This window comes from Pseudoalteromonas sp. NZS37 (assembly GCF_015864265.1).
Taxonomy (GTDB): domain Bacteria; phylum Pseudomonadota; class Gammaproteobacteria; order Enterobacterales; family Alteromonadaceae; genus Pseudoalteromonas; species Pseudoalteromonas arctica.
In genome coordinates this window covers 25,813-42,465 of record NZ_JADYXL010000015.1, presented here as the reverse complement: position 1 = coordinate 42,465, position 16,653 = coordinate 25,813, and the positions used below count along the sequence as shown (strand labels likewise).

The 16,653-nt window shown below is 40.3% G+C and carries 12 protein-coding genes; 3 read left to right on the top strand and 9 right to left on the bottom strand.

The features are described 5' to 3' along the window. Nucleotides 1-7: 7 nt before the first annotated feature. Both pepQ and I6F47_RS19235 read right to left on the bottom strand, forming a co-directional pair. Complete coding sequence (pepQ, locus tag I6F47_RS19240; RefSeq protein WP_197103594.1) at nt 8-1,330, bottom strand: Xaa-Pro dipeptidase; 1,323 nt, start codon at nt 1,328-1,330, stop codon at nt 8-10. Between the two features lie 149 nt (nt 1,331-1,479). Then, complete coding sequence (locus I6F47_RS19235; RefSeq protein WP_007584188.1) at nt 1,480-3,366, bottom strand: transglycosylase SLT domain-containing protein; 1,887 nt, start codon at nt 3,364-3,366, stop codon at nt 1,480-1,482. Nucleotides 3,367-3,558: 192 nt separating this feature from the next. Between I6F47_RS19235 and fadB the strand changes: the two genes are divergently transcribed. The 3 genes from fadB to tusA all read left to right on the top strand — a co-directional run bounded on the left by fadB (nt 3,559) and on the right by tusA (nt 7,449). Beyond that, on the top strand, nt 3,559-5,718 hold the full coding sequence (fadB, locus tag I6F47_RS19230) for a fatty acid oxidation complex subunit alpha FadB (RefSeq protein WP_007584190.1): 2,160 nt from the start codon (nt 3,559-3,561) through the stop codon (nt 5,716-5,718). 4 nt (nt 5,719-5,722) lie between these two features. Then, on the top strand, nt 5,723-6,892 hold the full coding sequence (fadA, locus tag I6F47_RS19225; RefSeq protein WP_007584192.1) for an acetyl-CoA C-acyltransferase FadA: 1,170 nt from the start codon (nt 5,723-5,725) through the stop codon (nt 6,890-6,892). 317 nt (nt 6,893-7,209) lie between these two features. Further along, nucleotides 7,210-7,449: a sulfurtransferase TusA gene (gene tusA, locus I6F47_RS19220; RefSeq protein WP_182696209.1), complete on the top strand. Its 240-nt coding sequence runs from the start codon at nt 7,210-7,212 to the stop codon at nt 7,447-7,449. 62 nt (nt 7,450-7,511) lie between these two features. Here the strand turns inward: tusA and I6F47_RS19215 are convergent, their stop codons facing one another. From I6F47_RS19215 to dnaN, 7 genes are all read right to left on the bottom strand, one after another. Next, complete coding sequence (locus tag I6F47_RS19215; protein WP_197184379.1) at nt 7,512-8,036, bottom strand: REP-associated tyrosine transposase; 525 nt, start codon at nt 8,034-8,036, stop codon at nt 7,512-7,514. Nucleotides 8,037-8,353: 317 nt separating this feature from the next. Next, nucleotides 8,354-8,803, bottom strand: coding sequence for a hypothetical protein (locus tag I6F47_RS19210; RefSeq protein ID WP_197184387.1), 450 nt, complete (start codon nt 8,801-8,803; stop codon nt 8,354-8,356). A 75-nt stretch (nt 8,804-8,878) separates the two neighbouring features. Further along, on the bottom strand, nt 8,879-10,948 hold the full coding sequence (gene glyS, locus I6F47_RS19205; RefSeq protein ID WP_197184378.1) for a glycine--tRNA ligase subunit beta: 2,070 nt from the start codon (nt 10,946-10,948) through the stop codon (nt 8,879-8,881). A 2-nt stretch (nt 10,949-10,950) separates the two neighbouring features. Continuing rightward, the gene (glyQ, locus tag I6F47_RS19200) at nt 10,951-11,853 is read right to left on the bottom strand and encodes a glycine--tRNA ligase subunit alpha (protein WP_007584197.1); all 903 of its coding nucleotides are present in this window, start codon (nt 11,851-11,853) and stop codon (nt 10,951-10,953) included. A 142-nt stretch (nt 11,854-11,995) separates the two neighbouring features. After that, entirely contained in the window at nt 11,996-14,422 is a 2,427-nt protein-coding gene (gene gyrB, locus I6F47_RS19195; protein WP_008172005.1) for a DNA topoisomerase (ATP-hydrolyzing) subunit B, read from the bottom strand. A gap of 12 nt (nt 14,423-14,434) precedes the next feature. After that, a complete protein-coding gene (gene recF / locus I6F47_RS19190) occupies nt 14,435-15,529 on the bottom strand; it encodes a DNA replication/repair protein RecF (RefSeq protein ID WP_008138030.1) in 1,095 nt (364 codons plus the stop codon). A gap of 15 nt (nt 15,530-15,544) precedes the next feature. Next, nucleotides 15,545-16,648, bottom strand: a complete 1,104-nt coding sequence (dnaN, locus tag I6F47_RS19185; RefSeq protein WP_010555149.1) for a DNA polymerase III subunit beta — start codon at nt 16,646-16,648, stop codon at nt 15,545-15,547. Between the last annotated feature and the right edge of the window lie 5 nt (nt 16,649-16,653).

Genomic DNA, 16,653 nt, shown 5'->3' with positions numbered 1-16,653 from the left:
ACTAGAATTAATCGAGCGCTAAATCTCGTGTCATATTCTCTAAGCTATCTTCGTGAACAATAATGTTATCTTCAATACGAATACCGCCAAATGGTTTAAATGACTCAACCTTTTCCCAATTAATAAACTGCTTATTATCGGTTTGCGCTAAATCACCAAGCAGTGAATCAATAAAATATAAGCCTGGCTCAATGGTAAACACTTGGTTTTTTTCGATCAGGCGAGTACAACGCAAGAACGGATGCCCTTCAGGCGATGGTTGATGTGTGCCCTTTTCGTCACTCATAAAACCGCCCATATCATGCACTTGTAAACCAAGATGATGCCCTAGCCCATGTGGGAAGAAAGTAGAGGTAATTTTACGCTCAACAATTTCCTCAGCGGGTAGGTTAACAATTTTAAAGTCACTGAGTATTTGTGCAATACGGTTATGGCACTCAACATGTAAATCACCATAAAGCATACCCGGCTTTAAACCTTTACCTAACTCGATTTGTTGAACTGTCATCGCTTGTACAAGCTCAGCAAACTCACCCTGCTTTTTAAAATCATACGTACGAGTAATATCAGCAGCATAACCATTAAAGTTTGCACCAGCATCAATTAAAAATGAGTTATGAGTGTGTGGCGCTTGTGGATCAAAGTGCGTGTAGTGCAAAATAGCGCAGTTTTCGTTAAGCGCAACAATATTGCCATATGGCATTTCATTTTCGCTTTGACGTGTTGCCATTAAGTACGCTTGCTGAATGTCGAACTCGCTACCACCATTGAAGAATGTGTCGCGAGCAGCTTTATGCCCATCTACTGCAATGCGGTTAGCGTTGCGTAAACATTCAAGTTCGTACTGCGTTTTATAAGCGCGGTGGTAATGAAAATAGTTAAGTACAGGCTCAGGGTTCATAATACTAAAACCAAGTGCTTGCGCTACTTCAATATATTCGCCCATGTAAGCGTATTTAGCTTTGTCGTATGGTAATAACTTTTCAACTTGATCAGGCTGAAGTAATAGCTCTATATCAAAGTACTCAGCCCAAAAGTCACGAGGCTCGTCTGGTACTTTATGCCAAAAATCTACTGGACGATAAAATATGAGTTTTGGCTTGTCGCTGCCATTTACCACAATCCAGCAATGAGGATTATCAATAACCGGTAACCATGCTTTAAACTGTGGATTAACTTTAAATGGATAATACATATCATCTAAAAACTGGCGCTTAGCTTGGCCTGAATGAATTACTAATCCTTCTAACCCTTCGCTATTACAAATTGTACGAGTACGCTGTTGCAGTGTTGCAATATGTTCGGCGTATAAAACGGCTAATTTATCCATTGTTAATCCATCTGTTAAATTTAACTTGCTCTGAGTCTACCACTTAAACACTAAGCGCTCAAAAAAGGGGGATATTTAACATGTAAACATCCCCCTTATTAATAGCTATACCTATCGTGTTAAGTTATTGGTCGATTGGTATCATATATTCAACCGCCCATTTTCATTTCGAGTAGCGGCGCTAATACATTACCTTCTCGGCCCATTCTTGTATGGTAAACCTGTCTGTACGCAAATACATTTTTTACGTAATCGCGGGTTTCGCGATACGGAATAAGCTCTACCCATAACTCAGCCGGAATAGCGTCATCAGGTAACCAACGCTTTATACGGTGATAACCCGCATTATAAGAAGCTGTTGCCAGCACCTCATTGCCATGGTTTTTCTTTTTTAAGTACTGTAAGTAACTAGTACCTAACCTAATATTTGTTTTAGGTTGATATAAACGACTACTTGTCACACTGCCTTTATTTACATACTCAGCAGTACTAGGTAATAACTGCATTAAACCACGTGCATTAGCATGCGAGCGTGCATCTGGCGCAAAAGAGCTTTCGCGCCTCGCAATAGCAATACTCCAGGCAACATCTATCTTGCTACGTTTACTGTAGCGCTCAAAAACATCTTGAAACGCAAACGGAAAACGTTGCTCTACGTTATCCCATGCTTTAATTTTTGCTAAAGTAAAAATAGTACTGTCGTGCCAACCTAAATCGGTAGATAGTTGTGATGCTGCTAGCTTTTCTTCATCGCTAGACGTATCCGTTAAATAATTCCACTCACGGCGCGCCGACGTAAAGCGCTCAATATCATAAAGTGCTTTTGCACGCTTAAAGCCAGGTGCATTACTTACTTTATCTACAAGTACCTTATCGACTGCTAAAGGTTGATTATTTAAATCAACGGGCAAACCTAAACGTGCTGCTGCTAAAAAGCCGTAATAATCACGATTAGCCGCTACTTTTTTCCAAATATCGTCTGCTTTTTGCTGCTCGCCACGTTTAGCATAGCTATAAGCTAACCAATATTGCTGGCCAAGGCTTAAATCCTCTTTACCTGTAAAAAACGCAGCAATCCCTTCCCAATCTTGGGTTTTGAGCATATTGCCCAGTTGCCATTGAATAAGCTTGCTGTCTAATCGCTCTTTCGGCACTTTATTTAGCCAAAAGCTCGCTTGCTTATGCCCGCTTGAAGCAAGTGACAACGCAAAGGTGTAATACACGTCAGCTTTATCTTCATCACTATACTTAAATATTTTTTCTAGTTTTTCCCATGCTTTTAAAGCAAGCTCTTTATCGCGCCAAACCAAACGCTTAACACCATAAATTGCTATTTGGCCTTCTTTAGCCGACTTATTTTTATATCGATATAATCCAGCTGCCGTGCTTGGATCTTTTCGCACTTTTAAATATAAGTCAGCTAAGTAACGATCCTTACTTGGCAATAAAGTTTTTAAGTAAGGTAATAAGCTTTGCGTCCCGCCTTGTGCAGCAAGTGTTACACGCTTCCAAACCGTTTCTTCTTTCATGTAGCCTTTTTTACGCCACGTAGAAAACAAACTATCACAGCCATTAGGTTGCGATTTACCAACGGCCCATAAGTCGGTCACCTGATTTAGAATCGCCTTTTCAGGCGCGCCCAAGTCGAGCTGAAAATCTAAATAAGTACAGGTAAGCCCAGTATTAGAAGTTTCACGGTAGTTGCGTATGTACGCCGCTTTTTCATTGTTCTCTTTTAAATACTCCAACCACGCTTTGCGCACAGGCCACTCAAGCGGTGTATGCTGATATATATTTAAATAGTCTTCTATCTCTGCCTGATGCTTAATACTCGGGTGACGTTGCCAATATGTTTTTTCAACATACGGTTTTAACGGATGATTTAGGTTACTAACCGCTTGTTTAAAGTCTTGGTAACTTCCGTACCTTACTTTTTTTTCGGCATCTAAAAAGGCATCGTTATCGATACTTGCCTCGGCAGAGTGAAGAGGGAAAATGAATGCAGCTGCCGCAACACTTAGTAAATATTTTTTCATAATGTCCTTTAATAAAAATTAAAGTAGTGAATAAAAACTTTTCAACCACCTTAGCACCAAACCAGCTATATTTTAACCAGTCGATTGTAACCGAGTTAAATTTTTCGTTGCATTTTTAATTTAAAGCAAGCACACTGATTGAAATGCAAACTCATCGTACCAGTCTTAGTTCGTCAACTAGGGAGAATAATAATGTTATATAAAAGCGATTCCTTTGAAGTTAGCTTCCTAAAGGAAAACATCGCCGAGTTTAAGTTTTGTGTTGCAGGTTCTGTAAACACATTATCTCAAAAAACTCTTTCAGATTGCGCAGCAGCATTAAAAGAATTAGCTGCCAATACTGATATCAAAGGCATGATTTTTACCAGTGATAAAGACCACTTTATTATTGGTGCCGATATCTTCGAATTTTTACCTACATTTACTAAACCTGAAGAAGAATTAGTAGTGTGGATCAAAAACGCAACCGACGTTTTTGATGCAATCGAAGATTTACCATTCCCAACTCTAAGCGCTATAAACGGTATGGCACTTGGAGGTGGTTGTGAGTGGGCACTTGCTACCGATTATCGCGTGGCAAGCGAAACAGCTAAAATGGGCTTACCAGAAGTTAAACTTGGCATAATGCCTGGTTTTGGTGGCACAGTGCGCTTACCGCGTATCATTGGCGCCGATAACGCGATGATGTGGATTACCTCAGGCGCAGAAAACCGCGCAGCAGATGCCCTTAAAGTAGGTGCGTTTGACGCGGTAGTTAGTGCTGACAAACTTTTAGAGTCAAGTGTATCAACACTTGAACTGGCGATTGCTGGCAAGCTAGATTGGCAAGCAAAACGTAACGTAAAACTACAGCCACTTAAATTAAACCGTGTTGAGCAAGGCATGAGCTTTGCTATGGCAGAAGGTATGGTAATGGGTAAAACCAAAGGCCACTATCCTGCACCGGTTATGGCTGTACGTACTATTAAAGCAGCGGCAAACTGTACTCGCGATGAAGCAATGGCAATCGAAAACGCTAACTTTGCTAAATTAGCACGTACACCAGAAGCAGCTGCACAGACAGGTATATTCCTAGCTGACCAATACATTAAAGGTAAAGCACGTAAATTTGCTAAACAAAGCGATGTAGAAATTAAACAAGCCGCTGTATTAGGGGCTGGTATTATGGGTGGCGGTATTGCATACCAGTCTGCTTATAAAGGCACACCTATTATAATGAAAGACATCCAACAAGATGCGCTTGATTTAGGTATGGGTGAAGCGTCTAAGTTATTAGGCGCAAAAGTTAAGCGTGGCCACATGCCAATGGAAAAAATGTTGGCAACACTTAGCAAAATTAAGCCAACACTTAACGCGTCAGACCTACAAAGTGCCAACATTATTGTTGAAGCCGTTGTAGAAAACCCTAAAGTTAAGCAAGCAGTACTCGCTGATCTTGAAAAAACCATGCCAGAAGGTACGGTACTTACTTCAAACACATCAACTATTTGTATTGATTTACTAGCACAAGCGCTAGATAAGCCAGAAAACTTCTGTGGTATGCACTTTTTCAACCCTGTGCCAAAAATGCCATTAGTAGAAATTATCCGTGGCGCAAAAACCTCAGATAAAACAATTAATGCAGTAGTTGATTACGCACTTAAATTAGGTAAATCGCCAATTGTTGTTAACGATTGCCCAGGCTTTTTTGTAAACCGTGTTTTATTCCCTTACTTTGCAGGTTTTAGCAAATTAGTGGTTGAAGGCGCTAACTTTGCAAAAGTAGATAAAGTAATGGAAAACGTATTTGGCTGGCCTATGGGTCCGGCTTACTTACTTGATGTTGTAGGTATTGATACAGCATTCCATTGTACTGGCGTAATGGCTGACGGTTTCCCTGAGCGTATGGCGCGTGCTGATAAAGACCCTGTGACTATTTTTGCCAACGAAAAACGTTTTGGTCAAAAGAACAAAGCCGGTTTTTACAAATACGAAACAGATCGTCGCGGTCGTCTTAAAAAGTCTCATGACGAGACAGCAGTTGAGCTACTAAGCCCAATTACAGACGCACCAAAAGAATTTGATAAACAAGAAATCATCGACCGTTGTATGATTCCAATGATTAACGAAGTGCTACTGTGTTTGCAAGAAGGCATTGTTGCCTCTCCGCAAGAAGCAGATATGGCATTAGTTTACGGTGTTGGTTTCCCTCCATTTAGAGGCGGCGCGTTCCGTTACTTAGATCAAACTGGTTTAGCTAACTTTGTTGCAGCAGCAGACAAATACGCTCACCTAGGTGCGATTTACCAAGTATCTGAGCAAACTCGCAAGTGGGCCGAAGAAGGTCGTGTTTTCTATAAGGTGGAAGGTTAATATCATGAATAATCCAGTAATTGTAGATTGTATCCGCACACCAATGGGTCGCTCTAAAAGTGGTGTATTCAAACATAAACGTGCTGAAGACTTAAGCGCACATTTAATGAAAGGCTTACTTGATCGCAACCCAGCAGTTGATCCAGCATCAATTGACGATATTTATTGGGGTTGTGTACAGCAAACATTAGAGCAAGGCTTTAACGTAGCACGTAACGCAGCATTACTTGCCGGTATCCCACACAGCGTACCTGCTGTAACGGTTAACCGTTTATGTGGATCGTCAATGCAAGCATTGCATGACGCTGCACGCGCAATAATGACAGGCGCTGGCGACACTTACCTAATTGGTGGTGTTGAGCACATGGGTCACGTACCTATGACTCACGGCAACGACTTTCACCCTGGCCTTGCAACAACGATTGCACAAGCATCGGGCTCAATGGGTTTAACAGCAGAATACCTTGCAACACTTCATGGCATTAGCCGTGAGCAACAAGATGAATTTGCTTATCGCTCACATCAACGTGCACAAGCTGCAACTGTTGAAGGCCGTTTTCGTCGCGAAATTTTAGCAATGGAAGGTCACGCAGCAGATGGTTCTCTTATATTAGTTGAAGACGACGAAGTAATTCGCCCAGAAACAACAGTAGAAGGCCTATCAAAGCTTCGCCCTGTATTTAATCCTGCATCGGGCACGGTAACAGCCGGTACGTCTTCTGCACTTTCTGACGGCGCATCTGCAATGTTAGTAATGAGCGAAGAAAAAGCAAAAGAACTTGGCTTACCAATTCGTGCGCGCATTAAAGCAATGGCAGTCGCTGGTTGCGATCCATCAATTATGGGTTACGGCCCAGTACCAGCAAGTAAAAAAGCACTTGCTCAAGCCGGTATTACAATTGATGACCTAGGCGTAGTAGAACTTAACGAAGCCTTTGCAGCACAATCATTACCTGTAATGAAAGATTTAGGGTTAATGGATGTTGTTGACGAAAAAGTGAATTTAAATGGCGGCGCAATCGCACTTGGTCACCCACTGGGTTGTTCGGGTTCGCGTATTAGCACATCGCTTATTCACTTAATGGAAGACAAAAATGTACGATACGGTTTAGCAACTATGTGTATTGGTTTAGGCCAAGGCATTGCCACTGTATTTGAACGTGTTCAAGACTAATTAGTTTAAACATGTAAAACCATCTTGGTGATTAAAAAGGCGAACTGATTTTATTCAGTTCGCCTTTTTTATTAGCTTTAATTTAGTAAAAATTATCAGCTATAACACCAGTATGTAGTACTACGGAATTATGTGATCGGGCGTATTATTAAATAACGTGTTTTGCAGCAATAAAGTTTCAAATAAAATGGGCATATTAAGATAAGTAAAATAGTTAAATTACACTTAAAATTGCGTTAAACTGCCAAACTTATTAATTGCTATACCTAAGCACTCGCGTACGCAGCAATCACTTTAATTAAACAGGTCAATTTATTATGAGCTTTGATAATCCCGATCACCAATTAGATGCCATAGGCCTTCGCTGTCCAGAGCCAGTAATGATGGTACGTGCTGCTATTCGTAAAATGAATGATGGTGAAACGTTATTAATAACCGCTGATGACCCATCAACCACTCGCGACATTCCGAGTTTTTGTACGTTTATGGATCACACGCTGGTGGCTAAAGATGCAGAAGCAGCACCGTATAGGTATGTGGTGAAGAAAGGGCTTTAAAATAACGTAGGTTGGGTTGAGTTTTACGAAACCCAACGTATCTTATAATAATCGAAATAATTTCACTCATCGTATATATCGTTTAACTTATTATCACTCCCCCAGTTACTCGGTAATTTTGAATCTTTGACATATCGATGAAAACTCGAAAAAGACCAATTACTGACTTTAGAAACATATTTATGTTTCACAGGGTTGTAGTGGATATAATTAATATGGTTATTTAAGTCTTCTTCATCTCTAATTTTATGCTCCCAATAACGGCGCTGCCAAATTCCACGCTCTCCCTTCGCTATTCGACTTTTATTACAAAATTCTGTTGCTGGAAGCTTTCGAGAAAAGCCTGATTTTATAAGCCGCCAACGCATTGCATAATTATTATCGCCTTTTGGTAATTGCCAAATAACATGAAGGTGATCGGGCATGATAACGATTGCAATCGTCTTTATTGGATGCCTTTTTGCCACCTTTGAATACACACGACGTAATAACTCTATATTTTCCACGAGTAAATGCTGAGATCTATCTTCTAAATTTACCGTAAAAAAATAACATGCGCCCGCCTCTAACATACGTTTATAACGCATATTTTTACCTATAAAATAAACAGATAAATAAGAGTATAGATTAGTTTTGTTAATTGTAATCAAGGCAAGTTTAAGTCAAACTTATCCATGATATTGTTGCATACTTATAAAACTAGTTTCTGGCGTAGGTTGGGTTGAGTTTTACGAAACCCAACGTATTTAATAACCACCAAAATAGTTTTATGCGCCACACATGTTGGGTTTCGTTTCACTCTACCCAACCTACGAACCCCCCTTGGTGTTAATGTTGAATAAACACTACAACGTCCTTGTCACAAATCCATTAATTCACTCGGGCTGCTTTAAAAATACAGCTATCACTTCTTCGTTATCGTCACTTGTGGCTTGTCGTAGTCACTGTAATCAATACTTACTATGTATGTGCCTTTGATTGCTGGTGTGAAACTAAAGTAGTTATAAATAGTATTACAGTCTGCGATAGCTGGCTGGCCGAGTGTTAGGCTTTGTCCTGCTGGTTGTGCATCGCTGTAACCACAGTTGTAGCCTTCACTAAAATCGGCATCGGCTATTTTAAATTCGTACACTTTACCAGACGTACTAAATTTAACTTGCGCTTGATAAAGCGCGGGTCCAACTGGTGCAAACTGATACTGGGGTTCTGCATCCCACAGTGTAAAGTCGCCACGTAAGTAAATTGTGCGGTCAAGCTCTTGCTGTGGTAATACATCGTTAATCGAAATTTGGCTTGTACAGGCAGTAAGTAAACCAGCAATTGCTAAGGTTAAAATTCGTTTCATAGAAATCATCAATGGGGTTTCCTTTGCATACAGTGAAAACTAAAAAGCCAGCAAAACGCTGGCTTTTAAAATTGCTAATCGGTGTTATTTTTGTAAAACAGAAATATCTGCAATACCTAAAAACAATCCGCTTAACTGGCTTAGCAGCGCAAGACGATTTTGCTTAACAGCTTCATCGTCGGCCATAACCATTACGTTGTCAAAAAAGTTATCAACACTTTCGCGAATACCTGCCAATTGGCTTAATGCTTCTTGGTAGTTTCCATCTGCGTAAAGTGGTGCAAGGTCAGTGGCAAATTTTGCTACTTGTGATGCTAATACTTTTTCAGCGTCGTCGCTTAATAAGCTCTCATCAACACTACCTTGGCTGGTAATGTCGTTTTTAGCCAGAATATTACCTACACGCTTATTAGCTGCTGCAAGCGCTTCTGCTGCGTCTAATGTACGGAAGTGGCTTACGGCTTTAACACGGCGATCAAAATCAACAGGTTTAGTCGGACGACGTGCAAGCACTGCTTGAATTACGTCTACTTCAATACCTTCGTCTTGATACCAAGCACGGAAGCGTCCTAGCATAAATTCAAATACGTCAGTTGATACATTTAAGTTAGTTAACTTGTCGCCAAACAATGTTTGCGATTTAGCTACTAGGTCTAAAATATCAAGTGGTAGCTCTTTTTCTACCATAATGCGAAGTGCACCAATAGCAGCACGACGAAGAGCAAATGGGTCTTTGTCACCTTTAGGTGCCTGGCCTATACCAAAAATACCCACCAGCGTATCAAACTTATCAGCAATAGCTACTGCACAGCTAATTAAGTTTGTAGGTAAGTTGTCGCCTGCAAAGCGTGGCATGTACTGCTCGTTTTGCGCTACGGCTACATCTTCGGCTTCACCATCGTGGCGAGCGTAATGCATTCCCATTACACCTTGCACGTCGGTAAATTCCATTACCATTTCAGTCATTAGGTCAGTTTTACTTAATAAGCCTGCACGCTGTGCTAGGTCTTTATCAGCACCTAATTGCTCAGCAATGTAACCCGCAAGTTCACTAATACGCTGAGACTTATCTTTAAGCGTACCAAGTTGCTTTTGGAACAATACGCTATCAAGCGATTCTAATCGGCTTTCTAGAGTTTTCTTTTTATCTGTTTCAAAGAAGAACTGTGCATCGGCTAAACGCGGGCGCACTACTTTTTCGTTACCAGAAATAACCACACTTGGATCTTTACTTTCTATGTTAGATACAAACAAAAATTTATTTAAAAGTTTGCCGTTTTGATCTAATAACGGGAAGTATTTTTGATCGTCTTTCATGGTATAGATTAACGCTTCGGCTGGTACATCTAAAAATACTTCTTCAAATGTTGCCGTTAAAGTAACTGGCCACTCTACAAGTGATGTTACTTCTTCTAGTAAATCTTCATCCATTGCAACAACAGCATTAACTGCTTTTGCAGCCTCTTCTATTTGCGTACGAATTTGTGCTTTACGTTGTTCGTAATCGGCAATAACGTAAGCAGATTTAAGTACGTCAAAAACGTCGTCCGCATGGTTTATGCTAATTTTTTCTGGGTGGTGAAAGCGATGACCCTGAAGCTGGTTAGTTATTTTCTTACCAAGGATCTCACCTTCAAGTAACTCATCACCAAACAAAATAGTTACCGTATGCACAGGACGAATAAATTGTGTTTTATTCGCGCCCCAACGCATTGGTTTAGGAATTGGTAATTTAGCCAACGCTTTAGTAATTGCACCTGTCATTAGCGTTTTAGTTTCTTGCCCTGCAACTTTAGCAATGTGCAATAACCATGCGCCTTTGTCTGTTTCGAGTGTTTGTGCGTCTTTTACTTCAATACCACAACCACGTGCCCAACCCATTGCTGCTTTTGTTGGGTTACCGTCACCGTCAAATGCGGCTTTAGTTGCTGGGCCGCGTTTTTCAACTTCTTTGTCTTGTTGCTTAGCTTCAAGCGCTTTTACTTGTAAACCTAAACGACGAGGCGATGCATACCAGCTTACACCTTGATGTGCTAACTCTAGTGTTTCTAGCTCTGCAGTTAAGTTTGCAGCAAAAGCTTCTGCTAATTTACGCAGTGCTTTTGGTGGCAACTCTTCTGTGCCAATTTCTACTAATAAATTTTGTGCTGACATACTTACTTATCCTTACACAGCGGGAAACCAAGCGCTTCGCGTTTGTCATAGTAACTTTGTGCACACGCTTTTGATAATGCACGAACGCGTAAAATATAACGTTGACGTTCAGTTACCGAAATTGCGTGGCGTGCGTCTAGTAAGTTAAATGCGTGCGATGCTTTCATTACTTGCTCGTAAGCCGGTAGTGGTAAGTTTGCTTCAATTAACTTTTGGCTCTCTGCTTCACATTTATCAAACTGAGCAAATAAGTCTTCTACGTTTGCGTGTTCAAAATTGTAAGTAGACTGCTCTACTTCATTTTGATGGAACACGTCGCCGTAGGTTACGCGCCCTAGTGGACCGTCTGCCCATACTAAGTCGTAAATACTATCTACGCCTTGAATGTACATTGCTAAACGCTCTAGGCCGTAAGTGATCTCACCCGTTACTGGTGAACACTCAATACCACCAACTTGTTGGAAGTAGGTAAACTGCGTTACTTCCATGCCGTTTAACCAAATTTCCCAACCTAGGCCCCACGCACCTAACGTAGGTGATTCCCAGTTGTCTTCTACAAAGCGAACTTCGTGAGTTAGTGTATCGATACCCATAGCCGCTAAAGAGCCTAAATAAAGCTCTTGGATGTTATCTGGCGATGGCTTTAAAACTACCTGAAATTGGTAGTAGTGTTGTAAGCGATTTGGATTTTCACCGTAGCGACCATCGGTAGGACGACGACACGGTTGCACGTATGCACTCGCCATTGGCTCTGGACCAATAGACTTTAAAAAAGTTTGCGGGTGAAATGTCCCTGCGCCCACTTCCATATCAAGTGGTTGAATAATGACACAGCCTTGCTGCGCCCAATAATCCTGTAAAGCCAGGATCAAACCTTGAAAGGTTTTTACGTCATATTTTTGCATATTTGGCTTTTTACTATCTAAGAAGTAGCGTGAAAATTACCCTTAGTATACCGTGTGTACACTCAGGTTTTAAGCAGTTTGTGTAATTGAAGAAAATAAAAAAGGAGCCATTAGGCTCCTTTTTCTATGTAAGCAATATTTTTTACACGTCTAAGTTAACTACACGTAGTGCGTTCTTTTCAATAAACTCACGACGAGGCTCTACTTGGTCACCCATTAAGGTCGCAAATAATTGATCCGCGCCAACAGCATCTTCGATCGTTACTTGTAACATACGACGAGCACTAGGATCCATTGTGGTCTCCCAAAGCTGGCTTGGGTTCATTTCGCCCAGTCCTTTATAGCGTTGAATATAGATCCCTCGCTTCGATTCTGTGATCAACCATTCCAAAGCATCCACAAAGTTATCAACAGGTTTTGTTTTCTCACCACGTTGAATATATGCACCTTCGCTAAGGATGTTTGCGATGTTAGTACCAGTCACAGCAATGCGTTGGTAGTCACGTGACGCAATAAAGTCATAATGAAGTACGTGTGCTTTATCTACACCGTGCTGACGAATATTCACAACCGGGTAATACATATTACGCTCAGCATCATGCTCTGTACCAGCATGGAAAATAGTCGCATCTTCATCACGTGCAATTAGGTCGTCAACCAACACTTTAGTCCAAGCAATTACTTTAGCTTCATCTGAAAGGTCATCAGTTTTCAATTCTGTCTGATAAATTAAGCGTTCCATTACCGTGTTAGGGTATTTACGCTTTAAACGCTCAATTACTTTAACTGTGTTTTGATAATCGTGAACGATTTCTTCTAGTGCTTCACCTTCAAGAGCAGGTGCATCTGTACTTGCATACAACGCTGCACCATTAAGAGCAAGCGATGTTAGGTATTCAACTAATGCAGGGTCATCTTTAATATAACGCTCTTGCTTACCTTTTTTCACTTTATAAAGTGGTGGTTGAGCAATGTAAATATAGCCGCGTTCTACAATTTCAGGCATTTGGCGATAGAAGAATGTTAATAGTAACGTACGAATGTGAGAACCATCCACGTCCGCATCGGTCATGATTATAATGCGATGGTAACGTAATTTCTCAGGGTTATATTCGTCACGACCAATACCACATCCTAATGCAGTAATTAGTGTTGCTACTTCTTGCGAAGATAACATTTTATCAAAACGTGCTTTTTCTACGTTTAAGATTTTACCTTTAAGCGGAAGAATAGCTTGGTTTTTACGGTTACGTCCCTGCTTGGCTGATCCGCCAGCAGAGTCCCCTTCCACTATATATAGTTCAGATTGGGCAGGATCTTTTTCTTGGCAATCAGCTAGCTTACCAGGTAAGCCTGCTAAGTCCATTGCACCTTTACGACGTGTCATTTCACGGGCTTTACGCGCCGCTTCACGAGCACGTGAGGCATCAATAATCTTACCTACAACAATTTTGGCATCAGTTGGGTTTTCTAATAAAAACTCAGTAAATTTTTCAGCCATTGCTTGTTCAACTGCAGACTTAACTTCACTTGAAACGAGCTTGTCTTTAGTTTGCGATGAGAACTTAGGATCAGGAACTTTAACACTAACAACAGCCGTTAAGCCTTCACGGGCATCATCACCGGTAGCATTGCTGGTTGTTTTAGCTTTTTTGTTAAAGCCTTCTTTTTCCATGTAGTTATTAAGTGTACGTGTTAGCGCTGATCTAAAACCGGCTAAGTGAGTACCACCATCACGTTGTGGAATATTATTTGTGAAACAGTAAATATTTTCTTGGTATGCATCATTCCACTGCATTGATACTTCAACGCTAATACCATCTTCTTCACGTTCGTGAGTAAAATGGAATACACCTTTATGTATAGGTGTTTTATTACGGTTTAAGTATTCAACGAAAGCTTGAATACCGCCTTCGTATTTAAAGTGGTCAGATTTATTTTCTTCACGTTCATCATTTAAAATGATGCTCACACCTGAATTTAGGAATGAAAGCTCGCGTAAACGCTTAGCTAAAATTTCGTAATGAAAATCTAAGTTTGTGAATGTTTCACCACTTGGCCAAAAACGCAGTTCTGTACCAGTCGTGTCTGATTCACCAATAACAGCTAAAGGAGCATCTGGAACACCCATAGTGTAAAACTGCTCATGAAGTTTACCTTCACGGCGAACTGTAAGTTTTAGCTTTTCTGAAAGTGCATTTACAACAGAAACACCAACACCGTGTAAGCCACCAGATACTTTATAAGAGTTATCATCAAACTTACCACCGGCATGAAGTACCGTCATAATAACTTCGGCTGCTGATACGCCTTCTTCTTCATGGATAGAAGTTGGAATACCACGACCGTTATCTCGTACTGAGACAGAACCGTCTAAGTGAATCGTTACATAAATATCATCACAATGACCTGCTAAGGCTTCATCGATCGAGTTATCAACGACCTCAAACACCATGTGGTGTAAGCCTGTGCCATCATCGGTGTCCCCAATATACATTCCAGGACGCTTTCTTACTGCGTCTAATCCTTTAAGTACTTTAATACTCGACGAGTCATAATTCTCAGACATGGTTAATCCCACTTATCTTGTTATTAGGTTGCCATGTTTCACGTGGAACATTTGTAGTTCTCGTTGCATGGGTTCCACCACAGCAGAAATACTTTCAGACAAAATTGAAGAGATAAAAATTTGAGAACTGCAGTGAGCAAGTAATTGTCCCACTTTCTCTTTTGTATCTTCGCCTAACTCTGAAGGTAGATCATCTATTAGCAATATAGATTGCTTATCTGTCTCTGACTCAATTAAGCTATTTTGCGTAACTTTTAACGCATACAATAGTAACTTTAATTGACCGCGTGAGAATGTATTCTCCACACTGTTGCCAGCGACACTAAAACTAAAATCGGCCTTATGAGGGCCTTTACTTGTAAATCCTTGGCGAGCATCTCGCTCAAAGTTTTGCTCTAACGCATCTGCAAGAGATTCGGTCTCTTTCCAGCCTGCGTTAAAGGTCATTTCTAAATCACGTACAAGCGTTAATTCTGCACACATTTTATCAAAAAACTGCTGCTTAAACCTACTTATATACGCCAATCTTAATTTATTTATTTCTTCAGCCAGTCTAACAAATTCTTTGTCCCAAAACTTAATTTGGTCAAAATAATTCTTGGGCTTAGTTTTTAACAATGCATTACGTTGTTTAAGTACTTTATTGAACGATTGCCATAAAAAAAAGAACTCATGTTCCACGTGGAACAAACCTAAATCTAAAAACTTTCTGCGCTCTTTAGGCCCACCAAAAAATAAAGAATAACTCTCTGGTGTAATAATTTGCACTGGCATGAGTTGAGCTAGTTCGGATATTTTACGGCTCGCCTTACCTTGAATTTTTAAATTAGTTTCACCCGTTTGGGTTTTACTAATACCAATTGGAATAGATAAGTCGTGTATTGTTTTGCGCCCGTGAATTACAAACTGCTCTTGCTGATGCGCGATAATACTTTTGTGTTTTGGAGTACGAAAAGATTTGCCGTGAGAAAGGTAATAGATAGCCTCTAAAAGGCTGGTTTTTCCGCTGCCATTTTCACCATATATTATATTAACGCCGTTAACTGGTTCTAGCGTCAGCGCCTCAATATTACGAAAATATTTGAGGCTCAAATGACTTAAGCTCATTATGTATTTATAGTCTTATAAACGCATAGGCATAACAACGTACATTGCTTCTTCATCGCCTGCACCTTCAATTAATGCACTGCTGTTTGAGTCGGCTAATGTAAATAGTACGTCTTCTGTTTTTAATGTGTTTAGTACGTCTAATACGTAAGACACGTTAAACCCTATTTCTAGGTCGGCACCTTCGTAACTTACTTCAACAACTTCTTCAGCTTGTTCTTGCTCTGGATTGTTGGCCGTAATTTTTAATAAACCATTTGATAAGTTTAAGCGTACACCACGAAACTTTTCATTAGATAAAATGGACACTCGTTGGAACGCATTACGTAACCATTCTCGGTTAGCTGTAATTACTTTGTCGCCACCACGTGGTAATACACGACGGTAATCTGGAAAACGCCCATCAACCAGTTTACTTGTGAATGTAAACTCAATATCAATAATACGGATATGGTTAGCACCAAACTGAATTGTTACCAATTCATCGTCAGCTACCATAAGGCGCATAATTTCTTGCACACCTTTGCGAGGTATAATTAGCTGGCGCTGCGTATTAAGCGATTGCGTTAATTGCTTTTGCGCTATAGCTAAACGGTGACCATCTGTTGCTACTGTTTTTATGTCGGTATTATCTACTTCAAACGACATACCATTTAAGTAATAACGTACGTCTTGATTTGCCATCGAAAAATGCGTGCTTTCGAGTAACTTACGAAGCTCTAAACGAGTTAGTTGAAATTCAACCTCTCCGTCCCACTCTTCTAAGTTAGGAAAATCATCAGCCGATAAAGTCGTTAATGAAAAACGGCTTTTACCACTGGTCAAAAGTAATTGATGCTCTTGCAAGCTTAAAGTAATGTCTGAACCATCTGGTAGACTTTTACAAATATCGAGTAACTTTTTAGCGGGTAACGTTAGTTTTGTATCGGCAATATCATCACCTACAAATACGCCAGAAACTAGTTCAATTTCAAGGTCAGTACCCGTCATTGAAAGTTGTCCGTTTTCTACCACTAACAAAACGTTAGATAAAATTGGCAACGTGTGTTTGCGCTCTATTGCGCCCGACACTTGCACCAATGGCTTTAAAAATTGTTGTCTTGATATTGTTATTTGCATAATAA